Source organism: Pseudonocardia sp. ICBG1142 (assembly GCF_020496255.1).
Taxonomy (GTDB): domain Bacteria; phylum Actinomycetota; class Actinomycetes; order Mycobacteriales; family Pseudonocardiaceae; genus Pseudonocardia.
On sequence record NZ_JAHLJC010000005.1, the window covers coordinates 253528 to 278141 of the forward strand.

A 24614-nucleotide genomic window follows, 5' to 3' on the forward strand; every position below is an offset into this window, starting at 1 on the left:
CGACAGTCCGGATTCATCAACCCAGACTGTCGATCTGTCGGTGGGATCAGGTTCCCGGCGGGACCGGGTTCCCCTCCGGCGGGTTCGGCGTCGAGCTGCTCGGCGGGGGCGGTGCAGAGGACGACGAGGACGACGAGCTCGACGGAGGCGGAGCGGACGTCGTGGTGATGACGACCGGCGGCGGCTCGGGGATCGGCGCGTCGGTCGTCGTCGGGACGGCCTCGGTCGGCCGCTCCCGGGTCCGTTCCGGCTGTCGCACCGGCTCGTGATCGACGGTCGTCGGGGGCGGGGCCTGGGTCGTCGTCGGGATCGCCGGCAGCTCGGGCGTCGCGTTGCTGATCGTGCGGTCCTGCGGCCAGAAGAACACCGTGCCCAGCACGGCCAGCGCCGCGACGACCCCGCCGGCGCCGATGAGCAGCGCGGGGGAGCGGCGGACGGGTGCTGGCCCGGGGGCGATGGTGGTCTCGCCGTCGTCGTAGCCGCCGTACCCGCCGTAGCCGTGCACGGCGGTCTGGTCGTAGCCCACCGGAGGGACGACGGGGAGGCGGTCGGTGGGCGGGTCGGCGCGGGCGCTGTCCAGGTAGGCGGTGCGGTCGCCGTCGAGCTGGGTCGTGCCGCCGGTCGGCATCCGGTCGGTGACCGGGTCCGGGTTCTCCCAGGGCAGCGGGCCGGGGTCGGGGGCCAGCGCAAGACCGCTGGCCGTCGACACCGCGCCGAATCCGCCCGAGCCGGTGCCGGGCACCGCACCGAACCCGCCCGAGCCGGTGCCGGGCACGGGGTCGGGCGGCCCGAGCGCGACGACGGCGCCCTTCGCGATGGTGTTCTTCGGGTCCGCGTCGACCTGTACGGGACGTCCGAGGCCGGTGGAGACCAGCTCGGCGACCAGCGGGACGCGCGAGGACCCGCCGACGAGCAGCACCACCGACGGCCCGGAGGCGGCCAGCCCGGCCGAGGCGATCGCGCGCTGCAACGCCTCGACCGACTCCTCCAGGCGGGGCCGGATGCGCTCCTCGAAGTCGCTGCGGTGCAGGCGCACCGTCGTGCGGACCTCGCCGAGCCACACCGGGATCGAGACCTCGGTGTCGGCCGACAGGGCCTCCTTGGCCTCGCGGCAGTCGCGGCGCAGCCGGGCCATCGCGGACAGGGCGTTCGGGTCGGTCTCGTCGAGTCCCTCGAAGGCGGCCGGGACGGCGTCGCGCACGTGGTCGACGACGGCCTGGTCGAAGTCGGCGCCACCCAGCTGCTCGACACCCTCGGGCCTGCCGAGCAGGGTGAACCCGCCGCCCGCGGCCTCCTTGCGGACGACGGCGGCGTCGAACGTCCCACCGCCGAGGTCGTAGACGGCGACCGTCGCGCCGGGCTCGACCCGCTCGTTCGTCGCGTAGTGCAGGGCGGCGGCCTGTGGCTCGGTGAGGAAGGTGACGGTCAGGCCGCGCTCGGCCAGGGCAGCGGCGAACAGGTCGCACTTGTGCATGCCCCAGGACGCCGGGTGGGTCACCGCGATGCGGTCGGGGGCGCCGCCCTCGGTGCGTGCGACGACGTCGACGACGTGCTCGGCCAGCAGCGCGGACAGCTGCTCGGGGGCGAAGGACTGCTCGCCCAGCGGGATCGGCGTCGGGTCGCCGATGCGCCGCTTGAACTCGCGTGCGACGCGGTCCGGTTCGGTCAGGGCACGGCGTTCGGCGGCATCGCCGAACAGCAGCCCGCCGTCCGGTGCCACGTAGACCACGGACGGGATGTCGACCGAGTGGTCACCGAGCGTGACCATCTCGACGGTGCCGGCGTGGATGACCGCGGCCGCCGTCCGAGTGGTGCCGACGTCGATGCCCAGCAGGTAACCCATCGTCTCCCCGGTGTGCCGACCATGTCCGAAGGGTCCGGCCCGGTGCCGGACCACCACACGGTAGTGGAGCCCGGAACCGCGACCTCGACCGACTCGGGACGTGGCAGGGGGTGCGGCCCGGCAGGGGGCGCCCCCTAGACGAGCCGGTGCTGCAGGGCGTCCGCGGCGGCCAGCAGGTCGGCGGCCCAGCGGACCCCCGGCCGGCGCCCGATCCGGTCCACCGGTCCCGACACCGAGACCGCGGCGACGACCTGGCCCGCCGCGTCGCGCACCGGGGCCGACACCGACGCCACACCGGCCTCCCGTTCGGCGACGCTCTGTGCCCAGCCGCGGCGGCGGACATCGACGAGGACGCGTTCGGAGAAGCTGGCGTCGGCGAGGATCAGGCGCTGGGTGGCCGGGTCGCACCAGGCGGCGAGCACCTTGGCCCCCGAGCCCGCGGCCATCGGCAGCCGAGAGCCGACGGGCACGGTGTCGCGCAGCCCGGACGGCGGCTCGGCGTGCGCGATGCAGATCCGGTGGATCCCGTCGCGTCGGTAGAGCTGCACGCTCTCGCCGGTGATGTCGCGCAGCCGGGGCAGGACCGCGGCCGCGGCGTCGAGCAGCGGGTCCGGCCGCCCGCCGGCGAGCTGGCCGAGGGTGGGGCCGGGGTGCCAGCGCCCGTCCGGGGTGCGCAGCAGCATCCCGTGTGCCTCCAGGCCGACGGCGAGCCGGTGTGCCGTCGCCCGGGGCAGCCCGGTGCGCTCGCAGAGCTCCGCCAGGCCGCACGGCCCCTCCGCCGTCGCCCGGAGAACCCCCACGGCCTTGTCGAGCACGCCGATCCCGCTAGACTGTCCCACGTTCCGATACTAACTTCCCACGATCTGGGAAGTCCACCGCGATCAGATCACAGAGGGAGGCGGGCGTGACCACCGCAGACAAGCCGCGCACGCTGGCCGAGAAGGTCTGGGACCGGCACCTCGTCCGCAAGGGCGAGGGTGACGAGCCCGACCTGCTCTACATCGACCTGCACCTGGTGCACGAGGTCACGAGTCCGCAGGCGTTCGACGGGCTCCGGCTCGCCGGCCGCCCGGTCCGGCGCCCGGACCTCACCATCGCGACCGAGGACCACAACGTCCCCACCCTCGACGTGCTCGCCCCGATCGCGGACGAGGTGTCGCGGGTCCAGGTGGAGACCCTACGGCGCAACTGCGCGGAGTTCGGTGTCCGGCTGCACCCGATGAACGACCCCGAGCAGGGGATCGTGCACGTGGTCGGCCCGCAGCTGGGTCTGACCCAGCCGGGCACCACGGTGGTCTGCGGTGACTCCCACACCTCCACCCACGGCGCGTTCGGCGCGATGGCCTTCGGCATCGGCACCTCCGAGGTCGAGCACGTGCTCGCCACCCAGACGCTGCCGCTCAAGCCGTTCCGCACGATGGCGATCGAGGTGACCAGCTCCGACGGCACGCTGCGTCCGGGCGTCACCTCCAAGGACGTCATCCTCGCGGTGATCGCGAAGATCGGCACCGGCGGTGGGCAGGGCCACGTGCTGGAGTACCGGGGCAACGTCATCGAGAACCTCTCGATGGAGGCCCGGATGACGATCTGCAACATGTCGATCGAGGCCGGTGCCCGCGCGGGCATGATCGCCCCCGACGAGACGACCTTCGCCTACCTGAAGGGCCGCGAGCACGCCCCCGCCGGCGACGACTGGGACGCCGCGGTGGCCGACTGGCGCACCCTGCGCACCGACGACGGCGCGGAGTTCGACCGGGTCGTGCACATCGACGCCGACGAGCTCACCCCGTTCGTCACCTGGGGCACCAACCCCGGGCAGGGCCTGCCGCTGGGCGAGTCGGTGCCGGACCCGGCCGCCATCACCGACGACGGCGAGCGCGCCGCGGTGGAGAAGGCGCTGTCCTACATGGGCCTGACCGGCGGGACCCCGCTGCGCGAGGTGCCGGTCGACGCGGTCTTCGTCGGGTCCTGCACCAACGGCCGGATCGAGGACCTCCGCTCGGTGGCCGATGTGCTGAACGGGCGCATGGTCGCGAAGGGCGTGCGGATGCTCGTCGTCCCGGGGTCGATGCGGGTCCGCTTCCAGGCCGAGGAGGAGGGGCTGGACAAGGTCTTCCTCGACGCCGGCGCGGAGTGGCGCTCGGCGGGCTGCTCGATGTGTCTGGGGATGAACCCCGACCAGCTCGCGCCCGGCGAGCGCTGTGCGTCGACCTCGAACCGCAACTTCGAGGGGCGGCAGGGCAAGGGCGGTCGTACCCACCTGGTGTCGCCGCTCGTCGCGGCCGCGACCGCCGTGCGCGGCACCCTGAGCAGCCCGGAGGACCTGGACTGATGGAGAAGTTCGAGACCCACACCGGGATCGGCGTGCCGCTGCGCCTGTCCAACGTGGACACCGACCAGATCATCCCGGCGGTCTACCTCAAGCGGGTCACCCGCACCGGCTTCGAGGACGGCCTGTTCTCGGCCTGGCGCCAGGACCCGTCGTTCGTGCTCAACACCGAGCCCTACGCCCGCGGGTCGGTCCTCGTCGCCGGACCGGACTTCGGCACCGGGTCCTCGCGCGAGCACGCCGTCTGGGCGCTGATGGACTACGGCTTCCGGGTCGTCATCTCCTCGCGGTTCGCCGACATCTTCCGCGGCAACTCGGCGAAGGCCGGTCTGGTGGCGGCCCAGGTCGCCCAGCCCGACGTCGAGCTGCTCTGGAAGAAGCTGGAGAACGAGCCCGGCACGCAGGTCACCGTCGACCTCGGCGAGAAGACCGTGCAGGCCGGCGACCTGACCGTGCCGTTCGAGATCGACGACTACGCCCGGTGGCGGCTGCGCGAGGGCCTCGACGACATCGGACTCACGCTGCGGCACGAGGCCGACATCACCGCGTTCGAGGGAACCCGGCCCGCCCGGATGCCACGCACTCTGGCCTGAACCGAACACGGGTGGTCACCATGACCTGACAGAAGTCGTGGTGATCACCCGTTCGGACCTGTACCAATGGAGGGTATGCGACCTGGACTCGCGCCGGGATCTGGTGCGCGGCAGGGCGCAGCCCTACCTTTCGTGACCATGAACAAGGCTCAGCTCGTCGACGCGCTGACCGCCCGGCTCGGAGACCGTCGTGCCGCCACGGCGGCCGTCGACGCGATGGTCGAGGTGATCGTGGACGCGGTCGGCCGCGGTGAGACCGTCACCCTGACCGGGTTCGGGGTGTTCGAGCCGCGTCGACGTGCTCCTCGCACCGCCCGCAACCCGCGCACCGGGGAGACGGTGCCCGTCGGGGAGACCGTGGTGCCGTCGTTCCGGCCGGGTGCGGCCTTCAAGGAGCGGGTGGCCGCCAGCGAGGCCGCCGCCGCGAACGCGACCAGCGCCCCCCGCCGCGCCGAGCGGGCCCCGGCAGCCGCCCCGGCCGCCGCAGCCGTTCCGGCTGGCGGAGCCCCTTCGGCCGGCGGCGCCGCCCCCGGGAAGAAGACGGCCGCTCCGGCGAAGAAGACGGCTGCCCCGGCGAGGACAGCAGCTGCCCCGGAGAAGAAGCCGGCCGCTTCCGCGAAGAAGGGGGCTGCTGCGGAGAAGAAGCCGGCCCGACGGAAGACCACCGCGGAGAAGTAGCCGCGCCCCCGCGCTCCTCGCCCCGCCCGCCCAGCGCTGCCTGCGCGTGTCGATCAGTACATGAGTGCTGTTCGAGCGGGTGCGGACAGCGCTCATGTACTGATCGACGGGCTTCCGGCGGTGTGCGCCCTGGGCTCGGGGTGGCCCGGCGAGCGCGCCGGTGTGGGCGGGTCGAGCTGGGTGCGGGCAACCGGGCGGCTCCGGGCCGGTGGGGTCGCATGCGGCTCCCCCTGCCTCGCGGCGCTGCCCGACCGAGCCGGGGAGGTGCGGCGCGGCGCCGGTGCGGGTCAGCGGGACGCGAGGCGGGTCCGTTGGGCGAGCAGGGCACGGACCGTCCCGACGGTGCGACGGGCGTTGCGGGTGAGGCCGTCGGCGGTGATCCGCAGGGTCTGCCATCCCAGCGCCGCGGTGCGGGCGTCGCGGACGCGGTCGAGCGGGTCGTCGTGCTCCGCGCCGTCGTACTCGATCGCCAGCAGGGCGTCGGGGTAGGCCAGGTCGAACCGCACCCAGGGGCGGCCCCGGTCGTCGTACAGCGGGAACTGGACCTGCGGGACCGGGAGCCCGGAGAGCGCGAGCAGCAGCCGTAGCCGGGTCTCGGGCGGGGATTCCGCACGCGGGTCGGCGAGCGCGACGACCCGGTCCAGCCGGGCCGAGCCCCGCACATGCGGGTACAGCGACCGCAGGACCAGCAGGTCGGCGGGGTCGAAGCCGGGACACGGCGTCCGCATCCGGGACAGCTTCCGCTGCTCGGGTGCCGGTGTGCCCCGCAGCGGGACGAACACCGGCCGGTCCCGCCTCCGGGCGGCGAGCGCGTCGAGGGCGACGACGGCGTCGACGAGTTCGAGTCGCCGGCACAGCTCCCACGCCGTGGCGCGGGGCGAGGTGACCCGGACGCCGTCGCAGAGCCCGGGTTCGAGCGGGACGCCCTGGTGGGCGAGCAGGTCCGGGCGGGGCCGGATCCGCCGTGGCGCGACGAGCTCGGCCGGAGCACCCCACGGTCCGCAGGACGCGCCGAGGATCTCGGCCGCCGAGTAGGCCGACGCCGCCCCGAGCGGCCCGGCGTAGATCGACGCGGCCCGGGCCCGGAGCACCGGCGTCACGGGGACCGCGGCGGACGCGTACACGTCGGGGAACAGGCGCACGAACCGTGGCCCGCGCAGCCGCGCCGGCGTGACGATCCCGCGCGCGACGGCGTCCGACCCCCGGAACGGCTCCTCCACCCGCGCACCCTGCACCTCGGCCCACGTCCGCCGGGCCGGAACCGGTGCGCCCGTTCGCGATCGCACACCCCGACGCCAGGAGGGCCCTCCCGGTCCCGGCGTCGATCAGTGCATCAGGGTTGTCGATCCGGGCCCGAACAGCACTCAGGTACTGATCGACGAGTGGCGCGGCACCGGGGATGCCGGGAGGCGGGCGGAGCGGGACGGCGAGGCGGGTCAGGCCGGCGGGCGGCGGTAGTAGTCGGCCGACAGCAGGGCCCCGTCGTCGCCGAAGCCCAGGACCCAGGTGCTGGCCTTGTGCGAGGGCAGGTCGGGATCGGGGGACCTCCCCGCATCGGCCAGCAGGTGCCCGACGACGTCCGGGATCACCCCGCCCTGGCTGCACAGCAGCGTCACGCCGGGCTGGGCCGCGAGAGTGCGGAAACGGGCCAGGCCGTCGGCGGGCGAGACCCAGTAGCCGTGCTCGCCCAGCAGCGGCTCCACGTCCGGCTCGCCCGCACCGGACGCCCGTGCGTAGGGCTCGACCGTCTGGCCGCAGCGCAGCGGCGGGGCGGTCGCGAGCCGGTCCGGGCCGAAGCGGGCGAGGAAGTCCGCGAGCCGGTCGGCCTGGGTGAACCCGGTGCCGGAGAGGGGGCGCAGGTCGTCGTCGCCCTCCCAGGCGGTCCGGCTGCCCGCCTTGGCGTGCCGCACGAGCACCACCGTCGACGACGGCGGCCCCACCTGGTCGAGCCGGTCCAGCAGGTCGGCGTCGGCCGGGCGGCTGAGCAGCGTGGCGGCCTCGTCGCGGGGCAGCCACCGCAGCTCGTCGGTGTCGTCGGTGGCGGTGAAGCCGGGGTCGCGGACGACCTCGGCGGCCCAGTAGTGCACGACCTTGTGGCCCTTGCCGGGCACGTCGTACGCGGTGTGGCCGAGCCGCGCGCCGAGGCGGCACTCCAGGTGCGCCTCTTCGACGGTCTCGCGCAGCGCGGTCGACGTCAGCGCCTCGCCCGGGTCCTGGTGGCCCTTGGGCCAGGACCAGTCGTCGTAGCGGGGGCGGTGGACCAGGGCCACCTCGACGGTGCCGTCGTCCGCGCGGCGCCACGGCACCGTCCCGGCCGCGACGACGTCGGCGATCCCCGCCGGGTCGACCTCGGCCCCGTCGGTCCGGAACTGCGCGGAGAGCATCAGTCCTCGCTCTTCCCTCGCCGGGAGTTCATCATCTCCACCTGGTGGTCGCGGACCCGGATGTTCTCCGATCCCGGCGCGGGGGACGGCGACCAGGTCCCGTCCGGGCCGAGCGTCCAGCAGCGCGTCGCCGGGTCCAGGCAGGAGTCGAACATCGCGCCGAGCTGGTCGGCGAGCTTCGGGTCGGCGACCCGCAGCATCACCTCGACCCGGCGGTCCAGGTTGCGGTGCATCATGTCCGCCGAGCCGATCCAGTACTCGTCGGCCGAGCCGAAGTGCAGCACCCGGGAGTGCTCCAGGAACGGCCCGAGGATCGACCGGACGGTGATGTTCTCGCTGAGCCCCGGCCGCCCGGGGACGATCGCGCAGATGCCGCGCACCACGATGTCGACCGGCACGCCCGCCTGCGACGCCCGGTAGCAGGCGTCGATGATCGCCTCGTCGACGAGCGAGTTCGCCTTGATCTGCACCCGCGCGCCGGCCTCGCCGGACAGGTGCGCCTCGATCTCGTCGTCGATGCGGCGGACGATGCCGCGGCGGATCCCGTACGGCGCCACGAGCAGGCTCCGGTAGGAGGTCTGCCGCGAGTAGCCGGTGAGGGAGTTGAACAGGTCGGTGAGGTCCGCGCCGATCGTCGGGTCGGCGGTGAGCACGCCGACGTCCTCGTAGAGCCGCGCGGTCTTCGGGTTGTAGTTGCCGGTGCCGATGTGGCAGTACCGACGGATCTCCGACCCCTCCTGGCGCACGACCAGGCAGGTCTTGCAGTGCGTCTTGAGCCCGACGAGGCCGTAGACGACGTGCACGCCGGCCTTCTCCAGCTCGCGCGCCCAGCGGATGTTGGCCTGCTCGTCGAACCGGGCCTTGATCTCCACCAGGGCGACGACCTGCTTGCCCGCCTCGGCGGCGTCGATCAGCGCGTTGACGATCGGGGAGTCGCCGGAGGTGCGGTAGAGGGTCTGCTTGATCGCGAGCACGTTCGGGTCCGCGGCGGCCTGCTCGATGAAGCGCTGCACCGAGGTGGAGAACGAGTCGTAGGGGTGGTGCACGAGCACGTCGCCCTCGCGCAGTGTCGCGAACACGCTGCGGGGGGTCTCCCGCTCGGCGAACGCGGGGTGCGTCGCGGGGCGGAACGGCTCGTCCTTCAGGTCGGGGCGGTTGACCCCGTGCACCTGCCACAGGCTGGTGAGGTCGAGCAGCCCGGGGACGGTGACGACGTCGTTGGGATCGACGTCGAGCTCGCGCAGCAGCAGCTCCAGCACGTGCTCGGACATCGTGTCGAGCACCTCGAGGCGCACCGGCGGCCCGAACCGGCGCCGGGCGAGCTCGCGCTCCAGGGCCTGCAGGAGGTCCTCGTCGCGGTCCTCCTCGACCTCGAGGTCGGCGTTGCGGGTGACCCGGAACGGATGGACCTCGGTGACCTCCATGCCCGTGAACAGGTCACCGAGGTGCGCGGAGATCAGGTCCTCGATCGGCAGGAACGTGCACTGCCGGTTCCCGGCGCGGGTGTCGGTGTCCGGCGGGTCGACCGACACCAGCCGCGGCACGTTGTTGGGCACCTTCACCCGGGCGAAGCGTTCGGTCCGGCCCTCCGGGTCACGGACGGTCACCGCAAGGTTCAGCGACAGCCCGGAGATGTAGGGGAACGGGTGCGCCGGGTCGACCGCGAGCGGGGTGAGCACCGGGAACACCGTCTCGGTGAAGTAGTCCGACAGGCGCAGGCGCTCGGCGTCGGTCAGATCCTCCCAGCTGCGCAGGTGGATGCCGGCCGCGTCGAGCTCGGGGAGCAGCTCGTCCATGAACACCTCGGCGTGCGCCCGCGACAGCGCGCGGCTCCGCTCGGTGATCCGGGCCAGCTGCTGGCGCGGGGTGAGGCCGTCGGCGCTGCGCACGGACAGGCCGGTCTCGTCGCGGCGCTTCAGGCCCGCGACCCGGACCATGTAGAACTCGTCGAGGTTGGAGGCGAAGATCGCGAGGAACTTCGCGCGCTCCAGCAGCGGCTGGCTGGAGTCCTCGGCCAGGGCCAGCACGCGGGCGTTGAAGTCGAGCCAGGACAGTTCGCGGTTGAGGTAGCGGTCCTCGGGGAGCAGCTCGCCCATCGTCGACGCCGGGGTGGTCGCCCCCGCGGGCGGCGCGATCGGGGCCGCCCCCTGGCTCGGCGACGGCGTGGCGGCCGGCGGGGCGGGCGGTGCCGCGGGACCCGCTGGCGCGTGCTGCTGGGCCGGGATCTCCGCGGACGGTGCCTGGTCGGCGACGCTGCGGCTCGCGGTGTGCAACCGCCGCGACGCCGGCCGCGGGGCACGGCGCGCGGCCGTCCGGGGACGGCCGCCCGGGTGCGCGGAGGTGCCGTTCCGTCCGTCCGGGGTCGCCGAGTCGTCGCTCACGTCACGATTGTTTCGTACCGCTCCGCAACCGTCCACGGGGACACGGCCCCGGCCGACGACGTCACGTACGTGGTGTGCCACACCGTCGGGCGACGGCCTCCCCCGGCGGGTGACATCCGGGCGGGCGGGGTACGGCGGGGGGTCCGTGCCGGGCGTCGACCACGGCCCGGGTCCACGCCCCCACCCCGAGGGCGACGGCGTCGTCGAGGTCGGCGGCGGTGTCGACGTCGCGGCGCAGACCGGGACGGTCACCGGGCAGCGGACGGGCCCCGGAGGCACGGTGCCGGGCGGCCGACCCGCGGCCGAAGTGTGGGTCGAGGTCCTGCCCCGGGGCGACCAGCAGCAGCGTGGTGCCCTCGCCGGGGGCGTCGGGCTGGAAGGCGCGGGACGCGCCGCCGGCGAACAGCACGGCGGCCGCGGCGACGGCGGCGTCGAGCTCGGCCGGGCGCAGGGCGGGCAGGTCGGCCTGCAGCGCCCCCAGCGCGACGTGCGGGTCGCGCGAGCGCAGCAGCGCGGCACCGTGGCGCAGCGCGCCGTTGAGCCTGCGCCCGGGGTCGGTGACGACCTCGGCGCCGAGCGCGCCGACCTCCACCGCCAACGCCGGGTCCGAGGAGATCACCAGCACGTGCCGGACCGCCGTCGCGGCGACGGCGGCGGCCACCGTGTCGCGGGCCAGGGCCAGCGCGAGCCGCTGGTGCGCGCCGAGATCGCCGACCCCGCCATCGGCGGCGCCACGCAACCGGGTCTTCGCGCGGGGCAGCGGCTTCACCGGTACCACCAGGTCCACCCGCAGGGTCACAGCCCCAGTCTGGCACCCCGCGTGACACCGTGGGGCCTCTGTGGGGAGACTCCACGGATCAGATCCGGATCATCCCGATCCGCGACGACCCCACGACCCGCCGCAGCGGCGGGCAGGAGGAGGCCGCCGGTGGCACGCGAGAAGGGCGGATTCTGGGTCGGTCTCGCCGTCCCGTTCTTCTACTCGATCGGCTGGCTCACCGGCCGGCCGCGCTACCAGGGCCGCGAGCACCTCCCGGCCCGCGGCGGTGCGCTGCTGGTCGGCAACCACATCTCCCACCTGGACCCGATCCACACCGGCACCTACGTCCACAGCGCGGGCCGGGTGCCGCGGTTCCTGGCCAAGAGCAGCCTGTGGAACGTGCCGGTGCTCGGCGCGGTGCTGCGCGGCTCGGGCCAGATCCCGGTGTTCCGCGACTCCGCCGACGCCCAGCAGAGCCTCGCCGCTGGCACGCAGGCGCTCGCCGACGGCAAGATCGTCATCATCTACCCGGAGGGCACCATCACCCGGGACCCCGACGGGTGGCCGATGCGCTCGCGCACCGGCGTCGCGCGGATGGCGCTGGCCTCGGACGCGCCGGTCATCCCGATGGTGCACTGGGGGACCCGCGAGGTCCTGAACGGCTACGAGAAGAAGTTCCGCCCGCTGCCGCGCACCGACGTCGTGCTGCGCGCGGGGGACCCGGTGGACCTGAGCGCCTACCGCGGGCGCCCGCTGGACGCCCACGTCCTGCGCGAGGTCACCGACCTGATCATGGGGCGGGTGCGGGAGCTGCTCGCCGAGGTCCGCGACGAGGACGCGCCGGAGGAGTTCTACCGCCGACGCCCGGAGAGCGAGGCAGGCCGATGAGCGTCCCTGGGGTCCCGTCGTTCGGGGAGCGCCCGGTCAACGAGCCGGTGCACTCGATCCAGCGCGTCGCCGTGCTCGGCGCGGGCAGCTGGGGCACCGCGTTCGCGAAGGTCCTCGGCGACGCCGGCCGGGACGTGCGGCTGTGGGCCCGCCGCTGCGAGATCGCCGAGGCGATCAACGCCGACCGGCGCAACCCGGACTACCTGTCCGACGTCGCGCTGCCGGACACACTGCGCGCCACCCACGATGCCGCCGAGGCCCTCGACGGCGTCGACGCGGTGATCCTCGCGGTGCCGTCGCAGTCGCTGCGCGCCAACCTGGAGCAGTGGCGTGACCTGGTCCCGGCCGGGGTCACCCTGACCAGCCTGGCCAAGGGTGTCGAGCTGGGGACGCTCAAGCGGATGACCGAGGTCATCGACGACGTCACCGGTGTCGGCGCGGACCGGCTCGCCGTCGTGTCCGGGCCGAACCTGGCCGCGGAGATCGCGCACGAGCAGCCGACGGCCACCGTCATCGCCTGCTCCGACCACGAGCGCGCGGTGGCACTGCAGACCGCCTGCGCGACCGGCTACTTCCGCGCCTACACCAACACCGACGTCGTCGGGGCGGAGCTGGGCGGGGCGGGCAAGAACGTCATCGCGCTCGCCGTCGGCGTCGCCTCCGGGATGGGGCTGGGTGACAACTCGCGGGCGTCGCTGATCACCCGCGGGCTGGCCGAGATGTCGCGGCTCGGGATGGCGCTCGGCGCCTCGCCGCTGACCTTCGCCGGCCTGGCCGGCATGGGCGACCTGGTGGCGACGTGCAGCTCCCCGCTGTCGCGCAACCGGACCTTCGGCGAGCAGCTGGGGCGCGGCGCGAGCCTCGCCGAGGCGGAGAAGGCCAACCACGGCCAGGTCGCCGAGGGCGTGAAGTCCTGCCTGTCGATCTGCGAGCTCGGCGAGCGCGCCGGGGTCGAGCTGCCCATCGCCGACGCGGTCCGCCGGGTCTGCCACGAGGGCATGACCGCCCACCAGATGGCCAAGGAACTGATCTCCCGGGCCCCGAAACCGGAGTGAACCCCATGCTCGGAGACGGCACCCGCTGTGTGCACGGCGGGGAGCAGCACGCCCACGCCGTGGGCGACCCGATCCATCGCGGACCGGTGCTGACCAGCACGTACCACCTCGGACGCCCGGAGGAGGCCGACCAGGGCGCGGACTTCTACGCTCGCGCGGACAACCCGACGTGGCGGGAGTTCGAGGCCGCCGTCGGCGAGCTCGACGGCGGGCCGTGCACGGTGTTCCCGTCCGGGATGGCCGCGGTCGCGGCGGTCCTGCGCGCCTTCACCGGCGCCGGGCGCGGCGTGCTGCTGCCCAGCGACGGCTACTACGTCGCACGCCTGCTCGCCGACGAGGAGCTCGCCCCGCTCGGGGTGCCGGTCGCCTACTGCGCGACCGCGGGCGACTGGGCGTCGGCGATCGCCCGGCACCGGCCCGCGCTGGTGATGCTGGAGACGCCGTCGAACCCCGGCCTGGAGGTCTGCGACGTCGCCGCGGTCGCCGCCGCTGCGCACGCGGCCGGTGCGGTCGTCGCCGTCGACAACACCACGTGCACCCCGCTCGGGCAGCAGCCGCTCGCGCTGGGGGCCGACCTGGTCGTCGCCAGCGACACCAAGGCGCTGTCCGGGCACGGGGACCTGCTGCTCGGGCACGTCTCCGCCGCCGACCCGGTGCACCACGAGCGGGTCCGCGCCTTCCGCACCCGCGGCGGCGCGATCGCCGGGCCGATGGAGACCTGGCTGGCGCTGCGCGGGCTCGGCACCCTGGACCTGCGGCTGGGCCGGCAGGCCAAGAACGCCCGCGCGCTCGCCGTCGCGCTGCGGGAGACCCCCGGCGTGCGGGACGTCCGCTGGCCCGGGCTGGCCGACGACCCGTCGCACCTGCTCGCTCGGACCCAGATGCGGCGCTGGAACGGCATCCTGCGGTTCACCCTGGCCGACACCCACGCCGTCTCGGACTTCCTGGCCGCCGCGACGCTGGTCGACTCGGCGACGAGCTTCGGCGGACTGCGCACGGCCGCGGACCGGCGGGCCCGGTGGGGCGACGCGGTGCCGGACGGCCTGGTGCGGCTGTCCTGCGGGGTGGAGGACACCGACGACCTCCTCGCGGACGTGATCGGCGCCCTCGGGGGGTAACGGCGGGCAGGTCCGGCACGAGCGCAGCGGTGCACGATCCGCCGCGAGACGAGGTGCCGTCCATGACCACCGACCACGCCGACCACGCCGGTCACACCGACTACGCCGACCATGCCGAGCGCACGTCCGGCACCGGGTCGGCCGGTGCCGCCGCCTGCCCGGCCTGCGGCGCCCCGGGCCGGCTGCTCCGCCACGTCGTCCAGGAGCGGTACCGGCTGCTGCGCTGCACCGGCTGCGGCACCGAGTTCCTGCGCGACCCGGTCCCCGGCGGCTCGACGGCGGGGGAGTACTGGGAGGACTACAAGTTCGACGTCTACGCGGGCGACGCCGTCCGGGTGGGCTACGAGCAGCGCTACGCCGCCGTGTTCGACCGGCTGGAGGACCGGGCCGGCCGGTGCGGGCGGGTGCTCGACGTGGGCTGCGGGATCGGGAACTTCCTGGCGTGGGCGAGGGACCGCGGGCTGGACGCTGTCGGGTCCGACGTCGACGAGCGCGCGCTGGCCGGCGCGGCCGCCCGCGGGCTGACGGTGTTCACCCCCGAGCAGCTCGCCGCGCAGGACACCGAGGTCGACGTCGTCACCCTCTGGGACGTGATCGAGCACGTCGCCGACCCTGGCCCGTTCCTCACCGACGCGCTGTCCCGGCTGCGTCCCGGCGGCTGGGTGCTGCTGGAGACCCCGGACGCCGCGTTCCCGGTGCGGCCGCTGGTGCGTGCGCTGCACCGCGCCACCGGTGGGCGGGTCGACCTGGCCAAGAACATGTACTACTGGGAACACAAGATCTACTTCACCGAGCGGGGCCTGGAACGGGTCCTCGCGCCGCACGGGGTGACCGTCGTCGAGGTGCACCGGATGACCTCGCCGGTGGCGAAGATGCAGGCCACCTTCGACCACGGGGCCGAGGGCTCCGGCCCGGTGGACCGGCTGCTCGCGCGCGGCTGGCCCGCGGCGGAGGCGCTGTTCCGGCGGATGGGCCGGGGCAACAAGCTCGTCGTGCTGGCCCGCCGGACCGGGTGAGCGCGCTCAGCGCGCGGCGTCGGTGACCCGCACCGGGACGACCGGCGCCGGGACCTCCCCGCCCCGGGAGCGGCGGTAGGCCCAGCGGGTCGCGCCCGGGGCGAGCAGCACCGCGGCGGCGACGGCGAGGGTCCGCGGGTCGGTCCGCTCCCGCAACGCCGCCCGGACCCGGGCGCGGGCGGTCGCGAGATCGCCCTCGAACAGCGCGACCCGGGCCCCGACGACACCGCGGCGGTGCCGGCTGCGGCGCAGCTCCCGCTCCAGGGCGGCGGCGACGGCCGGGTCGTCCGAGCGTGCGGCGGCCGCGCGGACCGCCCGTTCCCGGGCCTGTTCCACGGCCAGCACCGCGGGCCCGCCGCGGGACAGCGACTGCGGCGCCTGGGTGTAGCTCGCGAGCCGCTCGGGCAGCGTCACCATCCGGTGGCCCGCCGCGACGATCCGCAGGAACAGGTGCAGGTCCGCGACGGTCACCCCGGCGTCGTCGACGTGGCCGTGGGCGTCCCACACCTCCCGGCGCACCGCCCCGGTGTAGTACGGGCACGGCCCCTCGATGAGCTCGGGCAGGGTCAGCACGTGCTCCGGGTCCGGTGTCGGCGCCCCGGCGTTCTCCAGGTAGGAGGCGGGCAGCCGCGCCCCGGTGGCGGCGTCGGTGAACCAGGCGTCGCAGGTGACGGCGGCGAGGTCCGGACGGGAGTCGAGCACGTCGCCGAGCCGGGCGCAGAACTCGGGCAGCACCCGGTCGTCGGAGTTGAGCAGGGTGACGTACCGGCCCGAGGACTCGGCCGAGGCGCGGTTGATGCCGCCCGCGGCGCCCCGGTTGGGCTGGCGGACGAGCACGATCCGCGGGTCGTGCTCGGCGTGGGAACCGACGATCCGGGCCATCTCGTCCGACATCCCGTTGTCGACGACGACGAGCTCCCAGTCAGGATCGGTCTGGGCCTGCACCGACCCGATCATCCCCGACACCGCGTGCTCGGTGCGGTAGGCGGTCGACAGGAAGCTGAACCGCGGACGTGCCTGACGGTGGTGGCCCATTCTCGTCCGTTCTGTCGGGGTCGCTGGGATGACCGTCGTCCCGGAGTGGCACCCGCGTTACGCCGCAGTGTCGTCGATCTCCGCCACGAGCGGTAACGATCCCTGGTGAACGGCCGAATGCACCGCAGTACGGATCACGGCGGGCGGCGGGCGGAGGCGGGATGGTGCAGCAGACCGCACCGGCCGGGATAGTCCTGCGGGACACCGGCCCGCGGCCCGGCACCCCGCTGGTGCAGGAGATCGCCACCCGCACGCCACTGGCCCGGCTGCTGCAGGGGCTCGTGTTCCTGACCGTGGGCGTGGCCTCCTGCGAGGGCTACCTGCTCGACATCAACGACGTCGTCACCAAGCTCCCCGCGGCGACGCTCGTGCTCGTGTGGCTGGTGGCCCGGCTGCGCCCGTTCCGGCTGCCGCGCTTCCACCCGGTCCACGTGCCGCTCGCCGTGCTGGCCGTGGCCGTGCTCGCCTCGACCGCGGTGCACGCCGGCGACACCTTCACCATGAGCTACGCCCAGCGCTGGGTGTCGTTCCTGGTCACCGTGACGGTGCTGATCGACGTCTGCTCCCGCGAGGTCCCGGTGCGGGTGCCGGTGTGGGCCTCGGTCACCGGCGCGACCGTCGCCGCGAGCGGGGCCCTGCGGAGCTTCCTCATCGAGGGCTCGCCGCGGGCGACCGGGCCGCTGGAGGACCCCAACGACCTGGCCTACGTGCTGGTCTCGGCGGTGCCGCTGCTGCTCGCGCTGTGGCTGCGCCGTCCGCGCCGGGACGGGCCTGAGCGCGCACCCCGGGCCGCGCAGGTGCTGGTCGGGGTGCTGCTGGTGCTGCTCGTGCTGGGGGCGGCGGTGACCGTGTCCCGCGGCGGCATGATCGCGCTCGTCGTCGCCATGGTGTGGCTGACGGTGCGCGGGGCGATCGCGCCCCGGGTGCTCGCCGCGGCCGCCGTCGCCGTCGTGGTCGCGGGGGTCGGGCTGGTCGCCGGCTTCGGTGACGACGTCGGCCGCGCGCTCTCCCAGAAGGACCAGGTCGCCGCCTCCAACATCGACAGCCGGGCGCTGCGCTGGGAGGTGGCGGCCACACTGCTGCCCGAGCAACCGCTGCTCGGCGTCGGACCCGGCGGGTTCCGCTCGCACTACCTCGCGGCGTCCCACAACGCCGAGCTGGAGGAGCAGACCCCGGTCGCCCACAACATGTACGTCGAGGTCGCCGCCGAGCTCGGGGTGCTCGGTCTGGCCGGCTTCGTCGGGATGATCGCGGCGGCGCTGTGGTCGGCCGAGCGGGCGGTCCGGGCCGCCGGCCCCGGCCCCGGGCGGCTGCTGCCGCTGGCCGTGCAGACCGCGCTCATCGCGGTCTGCGTCGCCTCGACGTTCCTGTCCGAGCAGTACTACATGCCCCTGTGGGCACTGACCGCCGCGGCCTGCGCCGTGGGCCTGCGCAGCGAGGGAGCGATCCGGTGAAGGTCCTGCAGGTCGTCAACGAGATGGGGACCGGGGGAGCGGAGCGCGTCGTCGCCGACCTCGCCCGGCACGGGACCGGCCTCGGCTGGGACACCGTGGTCCTGTCCTCGGGTGGGGTGCGGGCCGACGAGCTGGCCGCGCAGGGGTACCGCACCGAGACGATGCCGCTGGTACGCCGCACCCCGGTGGGGATCCTGCGCGGGGCCCTCGCCGTGGCCGCCGCCCTCCGGCGGCACCGCCCGGACGTCGTGCTCGCCCACAACGTGCTGGTCGGGCTGGTCTGCCGGCTCGCCGCGCACACCCGGCGCCGCCGACCGACGCTGGTGACGGTGTTCCACGGCGTCGCCGCCGACGACTACCCGGCCGCGGCCCGGCTGCTGTCGGGCGCCGCCGACGTCGTGGTCGCGGTGTCCGCGGCGGTCGCCGACCGGCTGCGTGCCGCGGGCCTGCACGACACCCGGATCGCTGTGCTGCGCAACGCCGTCACCCCGCCGGTGCTGCCCGCCCGGGCCGACGCCCGGCGTGCCCTCGGCCTGCCCGACGACGTCGGCGTCGCGCTGTGCGCGGCCCGGCTGGTCCCGCAGAAGCGCCACGACGTGCTGCTCGACGCCTGGCGCGCGGTGCCGGGCGGGCCGGTGCTGCTGCTCGCCGGGGACGGCCCGCTGCGCGCTGGGCTCGAGGAACGCGTCGCGGACCTGGGTGACCGGGTGCGGTTCCTCGGCGCCCGCGACGACATGCCCACCCTGCTCGCCGCCGCCGACGTCGCCGTGCTGACCAGCGACTGGGAGGGCCTGCCGATGGCCGTCCTGGAGGCGATGGCCGCCGGGCTCCCGGTGGTCGCCACCGACGTCGACGGGGTCCGCGAGGCGCTCGGCCCGCGCGCCGACGCACCCGCGGCGGGGCTGCTCGTACCGCCGGGCGACCCGGCCGCGGTCGCCGCCGCGCTGAACGGGCTGGCCGACCCGCGCCGCCGCGGGGCACCGGCCGCGGCCGGGCGGGCCCGGGTGGCTGCCGAGCACGACCCGGTCGCGCTGGCCGCCGACTACGACGCGCTGCTCCACGACGCCCGTGCCGCGGGCGCCGGCGGGCCCGGCCGGTTCTGGCTGGCCGGCGTGGCCGCCCTGGCCGGGCTCGCGACGACGGCCGCGGTGCTGCTGGCCGTCGCGCTCGGACCGATCACCGAGCAGGCCAGCGTCACGCTGGTGGCCCGCCCGGACGTCGGAGCGACCGTCTCGCTGGACCCGGCCCGCCCCGTGGTCTCGACCAGCTACGGCGAGGTCGTCTCGCTGGCCCTGCCCGCGTTGCCCGAGATCGTGACCGGGCCGTCGCTGCTGGGCCGGGCGGCCGCGGCGGTGCCCGGCGGTCCCGACCCCGAGCAGCTGCGCCGCGCCGTGTCGGTCGAGCTGGTCCCGGCGTCGGGGCTGGCGCGGATCTCGGTGCGCGACCCCGACCCGGGCCGTGCGGAGGCGCTGGCCGAGGCCGTCGTCGACCAGGTCGTGGCGGCCGACGTCCTCGACCCGGCCGGGCGGCTGGTGCCGGTCGACACCCGGGCCGCGGTCACCCCGGTCGCCACCTCGACGACGCTGGCCGCGGCGCTCGCGCTGCTCGCGGGGATCGTCGTCGCCGTCGTGACGGGTGCGGCGCTGCTGCCCCGCCGACGTGCCACCCCGAACTCGGGGCTGCTGCGCGCCGTCGCCGCGTCGGGCCGCGGCCCGGTCGCGGTGCTGGATGCGGCGGACCCGGTGCTCGTCGACCGGATCCGGCTGCTGGCGGGGCCGGACCGCACCCGGGTGGTGCCGGCCGGTCCCGGCCTGGAGACCGACGCCCGGCGGATCACCGAGGCACTCGCGCTGCGCGACGGTCCGGTGGCCGGCCCGGCGCGGCCCGGCGCGGTCGTCGCGCTCGCGGACCCGCGGCGCACCCGCACCGAGGACCTCACCGGCGTCCTCACGGCCGTCCCGGAGCGGGAGCGGGTGCTGGCGGTCGTCCTGACCTGACCTGACCTGACCTGGTCCGGTCCGGTCCGGTCCGACGAACGGTCGCGCGGACCCGGAGGGCCGTCGTGCGGCACCGGCGGGCGGGTGGGCGGTCCCGGGGCGCCCGCGCCGCGCGGTCACCTCCCCGAGGGCGCGTTATCACCCTCGCGTAACCGGGCTTCCGTATGGTCGACTACATCACGGACCTCGTGCGTTCCGGAGGTGGTCGCGTGCCGTACCGACAACCCGTCCCCAGTGGTGCCGAGATGATCGTCCCTGGCGACCTGAGAGCGGTCGACCCGCTCCCCGACGATCCCGTCCCGGCACCGGGGACCGAGCCGCCGACCACGGCTCGCATCCCGGCGGGGTCCCGGGTCCTGCTCCTCAACGCCAGCTTCGAACCGCTGGCCGTCGTCACGTCGAAACGTGCGATCTGCCTGCTGCTCTCCGGCAAGGCCGAGTGCCTCCAGGAGGCGCTCGAGGGGGCGGAGTTCCGCTCCGAGTCCCTCTCGCTCCCCGCCCCGTCGGTACTGCGCCTGTCGCGCTACGTCCGGGTGCCCTACCGCCGCGTCGTCCCCATGACCCGGGCCGGTGTGCTGCGTCGCGACGCCCGCCGCTGCGCCTACTGCGGCAAACGTGCCGACACGATCGACCACGTCGTCCCGCGCAGCCGCGGCGGGGCGCACAGCTGGGAGAACTGCGTCGCCGCCTGCAAGGCCTGCAACTCCCGCAAGGCCGACCGGCTGATCGAGGAGATCGGCTGGACGCTGCGCACCACTCCGGCACCGCCGGCCCGCAACGGGGCCGGGGTCCTGGTGCTCGCGGTGGAGCCGCTGCCGGCCTGGGAACCGTGGTTGACCGCCGCCGCGTGAGCCGCTCGTCCACGGTCGGGCACGCAGAGTGATGAACTTGGCCACTATGCCCTGATCGTGGGTAGTCGCGCCGGCGAGATCGTTGCATTCAGTAATGCGACGGGCTCGGCGACCGAGCCGGACACGGGGCGGGGGGAGAGCGGGATGCACGGGCGGAGCGGACGTGAACGGGCCGCCGTCCTCGTGGGCACGATCCTGCTCGCGATGTCGGTCGGACTGGCGTTCGCGCCGGTCGCGGGCGCGGCGCAGCCGACAGGGCAGCTGCGACTCGGCCACCTGTCGCCGGGGACCGGCGCCGTCGTCGCGACGATCTCCGGCCCCGAGGGCGCGGGCTCGACCGAGCAGGTCGTCGCCCGGGACGCCGCGTACGGCGACGTCACCGGCTACCTGCGGCTCGTCCCGGGGCGTTACACGGTGACCATGCGCCCGGTCGGGAGTGACCCGGCGGGGCCGGCACCGCTGTCGGCGGGGCTGCAGATCGCACCCGGCACCACGCAGTCGCTGTTCTTCTTCGACACCGGCTCCGGCCAGGTCCGCGGTGACCTCGTCCCCGACGACCTGACCGCGCCCGCCGCCGGCTCCGGCCGGGTCCGGATCGTCCAGGGTGTCCGGACGCCCACCCCGCTGCAGGCCCTCGCGGTCGGCGGCCCCCGGCTGGCGACCGACCTCGCCTACGGCGCCGTCACCGACTACGCGACCGTCGCGGCCCGCACCTGGGACGTGCGCCTGTCCTCCGGCGCCGCGACCGAGGCCGCACAGCTCCCGGTCGGCGCCGGGTCGGTCACCACGGTCGTCGTGACCGGTGGCCCCGGCGGGGCGCTCACGGCGCACCCGATCACCGACACCCCCGGCCTGCCGGTCGGCCCCGCGCCCGCCGCCGCTCACGGCGGCGCCCCGCCGCCCCGCGGCGGCGTCCCCGCCGGTGCCGGCGGCACGGCGGACGACGACGGCCCTGGCGTGCTGCCGCTGGTGCTGTGCCTGCTCGCGGCGCCCGTCCTCGTCTACGGGACCTCGGTGCTCCGCGCCGCCCGCCGCAGGGGCTGAACGGTGGCCGGGTCGCGGACCGAGAGCAGCAGCACAGAGGGCACCCGCACCGAGGGCACCCGTCCCGACGGAACCCCCGACCCGACGTGGCTCGACGCGACCGGCCTGCCCTGGCGGGCGCCGCTGCGCACGCCGACCGCCCCCGCCTGGACCCCGCCGCTGCGGACCCCGCCCGGGCCGGTCCGGCGGCTGCGGGCGGCGGCGTCCGGGGTGGGCGTGTCCGCGCGCGCCGGGGTCGCCCGAACCCCGGGCGGGCCCGCGGCCCGGGCCGCCGTCGCCGCCGCGGTGCTCGCGCTGCCGCTGGTCCCGGTGCTGACCCCGGCGGCGGAGCCGGGGCCGTCGTCGCCGCCGGTGGTCACCGCCGCCTCGGTCACCGGGCCGTCCGCCCCGGAGGCGACCCGCGCCGCCACCGTCGCGACGACCGGAGCCCGGGCCGCGCGTCCGGTGGCGCCGCCGTCCGGGCTGGTGGTCCCCGCGATCGGACTGACCGCCGGCGCACCGGAACAGCTGGTCGTCGGCCCGGACGGGACGCTCGGCGCCCCGGTCGACTTCGGCCGGATCGGCTGGTGGGCCGCCGGTCCCCGGCCCGGCCAGGCCGGGCCCGCGGTGATCGTCGGGCACGTCGACTCGGTCGCCGGGCCCGCGGTGTTCTGGCGGCTGCGCGACATCCCGGTCGGCGCGCAGATCGTCGTCCCGCGCACCGACGGCAGGCGGACCACCTTCACCGTCGACCGGGTCGCGACCTACCCGAAGGACGCCTTCCCCGCCGCCGAGGTCTACGGCGGCACCGCGAACGCCCAGCTCCGGCTGATCACCTGCGGCGGGTCGTTCGACCGTGCCGTCCGCTCCTACACCGACAACGTCGTCGTGTTCGCGTCCGTCCACTGAACCTCCATGCCGCCACGCCGCCACCGACCGCACCCCGCGGAGCCCCGATGAGCCGCCCCCTACGCGTCCTGCACGTCAGCCAGCCCGTCGACGGCGGGGTGGCCGCCGTCGTGCGCACGCTGTGTGCCGACCAGCACGACCGCGGCTGGGACGCCAGCCTCGCCTGCCCCGACGGTCCGCTCGCCGACGCCGCCCGCGGTGCCGGTGTGCCGGTACGGACCTGGCAGGCGACCCGTTCGCCCGGCCGGTCGGTCCTCGCGGAGGTCCGCGCGCTCGCCCGGATCGTGGCCCGCACCGCACCGGACGTCGTGCACCTGCACTCGTCGAAGGCCGGGCTGGCCGGGCGGCTCGCCGTCCGCGGTCGGGTCCCGACGATCGTCCAGCCGCACGCCTGGTCCTTCGACGCCGTCGCCGGGCCCCTCGCCCGCGCCGCCCGGACCTGGGAACGGGTCGGCGCCCGCTGGACCTCCCTGCTGCTGTGCGTCTCCGCCGACGAGCTCGCCACCGGCCGCGCGGCGGGGATCGGCGGTGCCGCGGTCGTCGTCCCGAACGGGGTCGACCTCGACCGGTTCACCCCGGGCGGGCCGGACGACGCCCGCTCCGTGCTCGGCCTCGGACCGGGGCCCTGGGCGCTGTGCCTGGGCCGGGTCACCGAGCAGAAGGGCCAGGACCTGCTGCTCGACGCCTGGCCGTCGGTCCGTGCCCGGGTTCCCGGTGCGCGGCTGCTGGTCGTCGGCGACGGACCGGACGCCGACGCGCTGCGGGCACGCTGCGCGGCCGACCCGGTGCTGCGGGACTCGGTGCTGCTGCACCCGCCGACGACCGACCCCGCGCCGTACCACCGGGCCGCGGACGTCGTGGTGCTGCCGTCGCGGTGGGAGGGCATGCCGCTGGTGGCGCTGGAGGCGATGGCCAGCGCCCGACCGGTCGTCGGCTTCGCGGTGACCGGGATGGCCGAGGCGGTCGGACCGGCCGGGCGGACCGTCCCGCCCGGCGACGTGCCCGCGCTCGCCGACGCGATCGCCCTGCGGCTCGCCGCGCCCGGCCTGGCCGCCGGGGAGGGCCGGGCGGCCCGCGCCCGGGCCGAGGAGCTGTTCGACCGGAGCCGGATGACGGCCCGGATCGTCGGAATCGTCGCCGAGCTGGCCGCTGGCGAGTGGCCCACGTCATCCCCGCCGGAGACGGCTCCGGGAAACGGATCGACGGCGGGGAGCGAGTCAGGAGTAACCGGGTGATCGACAGGACCGCTCGGTGGGGGAGGAACGCGGTGAGCAGGTCGAACGGTGTGGTGCGCGATCGGTACGCCCCGGGCACGACGCCCGTGGACCCCGCCCCGCCGCCGCCCACCCGCACGGCCACGGCCGCCGGGCCCCGCCGCCCGGGACTGCGCGTCGCCGCGGTCGCGGTGCTCGTGGGCCTGCTGGTGGCTGCGCTCGTCGCGGGGGTGTTCGCGGCGCTGCCCGGCCGCTGGGAGGGTCGGGTGGGGTTGCTCGCCCTGCCCTCGGGCTCCACCGGTTCCGCGCTGATCAGCGAGTCCGGGGTGTCCACCAGCTACGGCGAGGTCGTCACCCTGGCGATGCCCTCGATCGCGGACCTGGTGACCTCCCCGTCGACCCTCGACGCCGTCGCCGCCGCGGTGCCCGGGAGCCCGGCCCCCACCGAGTTGGCCGACGACGTGTCGGTGGAGCTGCTCGCCGGCTCCGGGGTGGCCCGGGTGTCGGTCTCGGCGGGGTCCCCGGAGCTCGCCGCGCGCCTGGCCGAGGCCTTCGCCGGACGCGTCGCCGCCGCCGACCTCCTCGCCCCGGCCGGGACGTTGCGGGTCCTCGACCGGCAGGCCACCCTGCTGGAGAAGGGCCCGGACCTCACCCTCGGCGTCGGGCTGGGCCTGATCGCCGGGACGCTCGCCGGGCTGGGCACCGCCGTGGTGCTGGTCGGCCGGATGCGTGCCCGCCGCGGGGACGTGCGCCGCTCGGTGCTCTCGACGCTGGTCGCGGCCGGGCACGGGATCGTCCCGGTGCTGAGCGCCCGCGACCCCGACGCCGGCGAGCGCCTGCTCGTGCTGGCCCGCGCCGCGGGCGGCCCGGTCCAGGTCGCTGCCGGGTCGCCCGGCGTCGCCGACGCGGTGCTCGGTCTGCAGGCCGACCTGGCCCGGGAACCCGGCGACCGTGCGGGCGGGCAGGCCGACGAGTCGCTCGTGCTCGTCGTCGACCGGGCCGCCGACGGGGCCGACCTGGACGCGGTGGTCCGCTCGCTGCGCCCGGGCACCCGGGTGCTCGCCGCCGTCGTGTCCTGAGATGACC

Annotated in this window: 21 protein-coding genes; 14 read left to right on the plus strand and 7 right to left on the minus strand. The window is 75.7% G+C overall.

Translation table 11 applies throughout. From position 1 onward, the window contains the following. Positions 1–46 precede the first annotated feature (46 nt). Together KPL59_RS06405 and KPL59_RS06410 are read right to left on the minus strand one after the other, a co-directional pair. On the minus strand, positions 47–1843 hold the full coding sequence (locus tag KPL59_RS06405; protein ID WP_226360227.1) for an Hsp70 family protein: 1797 nt from the start codon (positions 1841–1843) through the stop codon (positions 47–49). A gap of 134 nt (positions 1844–1977) precedes the next feature. Further along, the gene (locus tag KPL59_RS06410) at positions 1978–2682 is read right to left on the minus strand and encodes an IclR family transcriptional regulator (protein ID WP_226360228.1); all 705 of its coding nucleotides are present in this window, start codon (positions 2680–2682) and stop codon (positions 1978–1980) included. A gap of 65 nt (positions 2683–2747) precedes the next feature. Here KPL59_RS06410 and leuC point away from each other — a divergent pair, with 65 nt between their 5' ends. The 3 genes from leuC to KPL59_RS06425 all read left to right on the plus strand — a co-directional run bounded on the left by leuC (position 2748) and on the right by KPL59_RS06425 (position 5443). After that, complete coding sequence (leuC, locus tag KPL59_RS06415; RefSeq protein WP_226360229.1) at positions 2748–4175, plus strand: 3-isopropylmalate dehydratase large subunit; 1428 nt, start codon at positions 2748–2750, stop codon at positions 4173–4175. Next, positions 4175–4765, plus strand: coding sequence for a 3-isopropylmalate dehydratase small subunit (leuD, locus tag KPL59_RS06420; protein WP_020625107.1), 591 nt, complete (start codon positions 4175–4177; stop codon positions 4763–4765). The genes leuC and leuD overlap by 1 nt, the downstream gene beginning before the upstream one ends. A 138-nt stretch (positions 4766–4903) precedes the next feature. Then, positions 4904–5443 carry an HU family DNA-binding protein gene (locus KPL59_RS06425; RefSeq protein WP_226360230.1) on the plus strand — a complete coding sequence of 180 codons (540 nt, stop codon included), beginning with the start codon at positions 4904–4906 and terminating at the stop codon, positions 5441–5443. Between the two features lie 287 nt (positions 5444–5730). On the opposite strand, the gene KPL59_RS06430 is transcribed toward KPL59_RS06425, so the two are convergent. From KPL59_RS06430 to cofC, 4 genes are all read right to left on the minus strand, one after another. Further along, a complete protein-coding gene (locus KPL59_RS06430) occupies positions 5731–6663 on the minus strand; it encodes an endonuclease domain-containing protein (RefSeq protein ID WP_226360231.1) in 933 nt (310 codons plus the stop codon). Positions 6664–6879: 216 nt separating this feature from the next. Further along, the gene (locus tag KPL59_RS06435) at positions 6880–7827 is read right to left on the minus strand and encodes an NUDIX hydrolase (RefSeq protein ID WP_226360232.1); all 948 of its coding nucleotides are present in this window, start codon (positions 7825–7827) and stop codon (positions 6880–6882) included. Beyond that, on the minus strand, positions 7827–10208 hold the full coding sequence (locus KPL59_RS06440; protein WP_226360233.1) for an RNA degradosome polyphosphate kinase: 2382 nt from the start codon (positions 10206–10208) through the stop codon (positions 7827–7829). The genes KPL59_RS06435 and KPL59_RS06440 overlap by 1 nt, the downstream gene beginning before the upstream one ends. A gap of 61 nt (positions 10209–10269) precedes the next feature. Further along, complete coding sequence (gene cofC / locus KPL59_RS06445) at positions 10270–11007, minus strand: 2-phospho-L-lactate guanylyltransferase (protein WP_308187835.1); 738 nt, start codon at positions 11005–11007, stop codon at positions 10270–10272. A 129-nt stretch (positions 11008–11136) separates the two neighbouring features. Between cofC and KPL59_RS06450 the strand changes: the two genes are divergently transcribed. The 4 genes from KPL59_RS06450 to KPL59_RS06465 all read left to right on the plus strand — a co-directional run bounded on the left by KPL59_RS06450 (position 11137) and on the right by KPL59_RS06465 (position 15045). Then, positions 11137–11856: a 1-acyl-sn-glycerol-3-phosphate acyltransferase gene (locus KPL59_RS06450; protein WP_075310690.1), complete on the plus strand. Its 720-nt coding sequence runs from the start codon at positions 11137–11139 to the stop codon at positions 11854–11856. Beyond that, a complete protein-coding gene (locus KPL59_RS06455) occupies positions 11853–12911 on the plus strand; it encodes an NAD(P)H-dependent glycerol-3-phosphate dehydrogenase (RefSeq protein ID WP_060712981.1) in 1059 nt (352 codons plus the stop codon). The genes KPL59_RS06450 and KPL59_RS06455 overlap by 4 nt, the downstream gene beginning before the upstream one ends. A 5-nt stretch (positions 12912–12916) precedes the next feature. Then, positions 12917–14029 carry a cystathionine gamma-lyase gene (locus KPL59_RS06460; protein WP_226359467.1) on the plus strand — a complete coding sequence of 371 codons (1113 nt, stop codon included), beginning with the start codon at positions 12917–12919 and terminating at the stop codon, positions 14027–14029. A gap of 62 nt (positions 14030–14091) precedes the next feature. Further along, entirely contained in the window at positions 14092–15045 is a 954-nt protein-coding gene (locus KPL59_RS06465) for a class I SAM-dependent methyltransferase (protein ID WP_226360234.1), read from the plus strand. 6 nt (positions 15046–15051) lie between these two features. Here the strand turns inward: KPL59_RS06465 and KPL59_RS06470 are convergent, their stop codons facing one another. Then, positions 15052–16080, minus strand: coding sequence for a glycosyltransferase family A protein (locus KPL59_RS06470; RefSeq protein WP_226359469.1), 1029 nt, complete (start codon positions 16078–16080; stop codon positions 15052–15054). Positions 16081–16241: 161 nt separating this feature from the next. On the opposite strand from KPL59_RS06470, the gene KPL59_RS06475 reads away from it, so the two are divergent. The 7 genes from KPL59_RS06475 to KPL59_RS06505 all read left to right on the plus strand — a co-directional run bounded on the left by KPL59_RS06475 (position 16242) and on the right by KPL59_RS06505 (position 24607). Next, complete coding sequence (locus KPL59_RS06475) at positions 16242–17534, plus strand: O-antigen ligase (protein ID WP_226360235.1); 1293 nt, start codon at positions 16242–16244, stop codon at positions 17532–17534. Then, the gene (locus KPL59_RS06480; protein ID WP_226359471.1) at positions 17531–19531 is read left to right on the plus strand and encodes a glycosyltransferase; all 2001 of its coding nucleotides are present in this window, start codon (positions 17531–17533) and stop codon (positions 19529–19531) included. Before KPL59_RS06475 ends, KPL59_RS06480 begins: the two co-directional genes overlap by 4 nt. A 209-nt stretch (positions 19532–19740) precedes the next feature. Then, positions 19741–20382 (plus strand): HNH endonuclease, encoded by a 642-nt coding sequence (locus tag KPL59_RS06485; RefSeq protein WP_369804849.1) that lies wholly within the window; start codon positions 19741–19743, stop codon positions 20380–20382. 144 nt (positions 20383–20526) lie between these two features. Further along, positions 20527–21426, plus strand: coding sequence for a DUF4397 domain-containing protein (locus KPL59_RS06490; RefSeq protein WP_226359473.1), 900 nt, complete (start codon positions 20527–20529; stop codon positions 21424–21426). Positions 21427–21429: 3 nt separating this feature from the next. After that, positions 21430–22314 carry a class F sortase gene (locus tag KPL59_RS06495; protein WP_226360236.1) on the plus strand — a complete coding sequence of 295 codons (885 nt, stop codon included), beginning with the start codon at positions 21430–21432 and terminating at the stop codon, positions 22312–22314. Positions 22315–22361: 47 nt separating this feature from the next. After that, positions 22362–23549 (plus strand): glycosyltransferase, encoded by a 1188-nt coding sequence (locus KPL59_RS06500; RefSeq protein WP_226359475.1) that lies wholly within the window; start codon positions 22362–22364, stop codon positions 23547–23549. 32 nt (positions 23550–23581) lie between these two features. Further along, positions 23582–24607 (plus strand): hypothetical protein, encoded by a 1026-nt coding sequence (locus KPL59_RS06505; RefSeq protein ID WP_226360237.1) that lies wholly within the window; start codon positions 23582–23584, stop codon positions 24605–24607. Positions 24608–24614 lie beyond the last annotated feature (7 nt).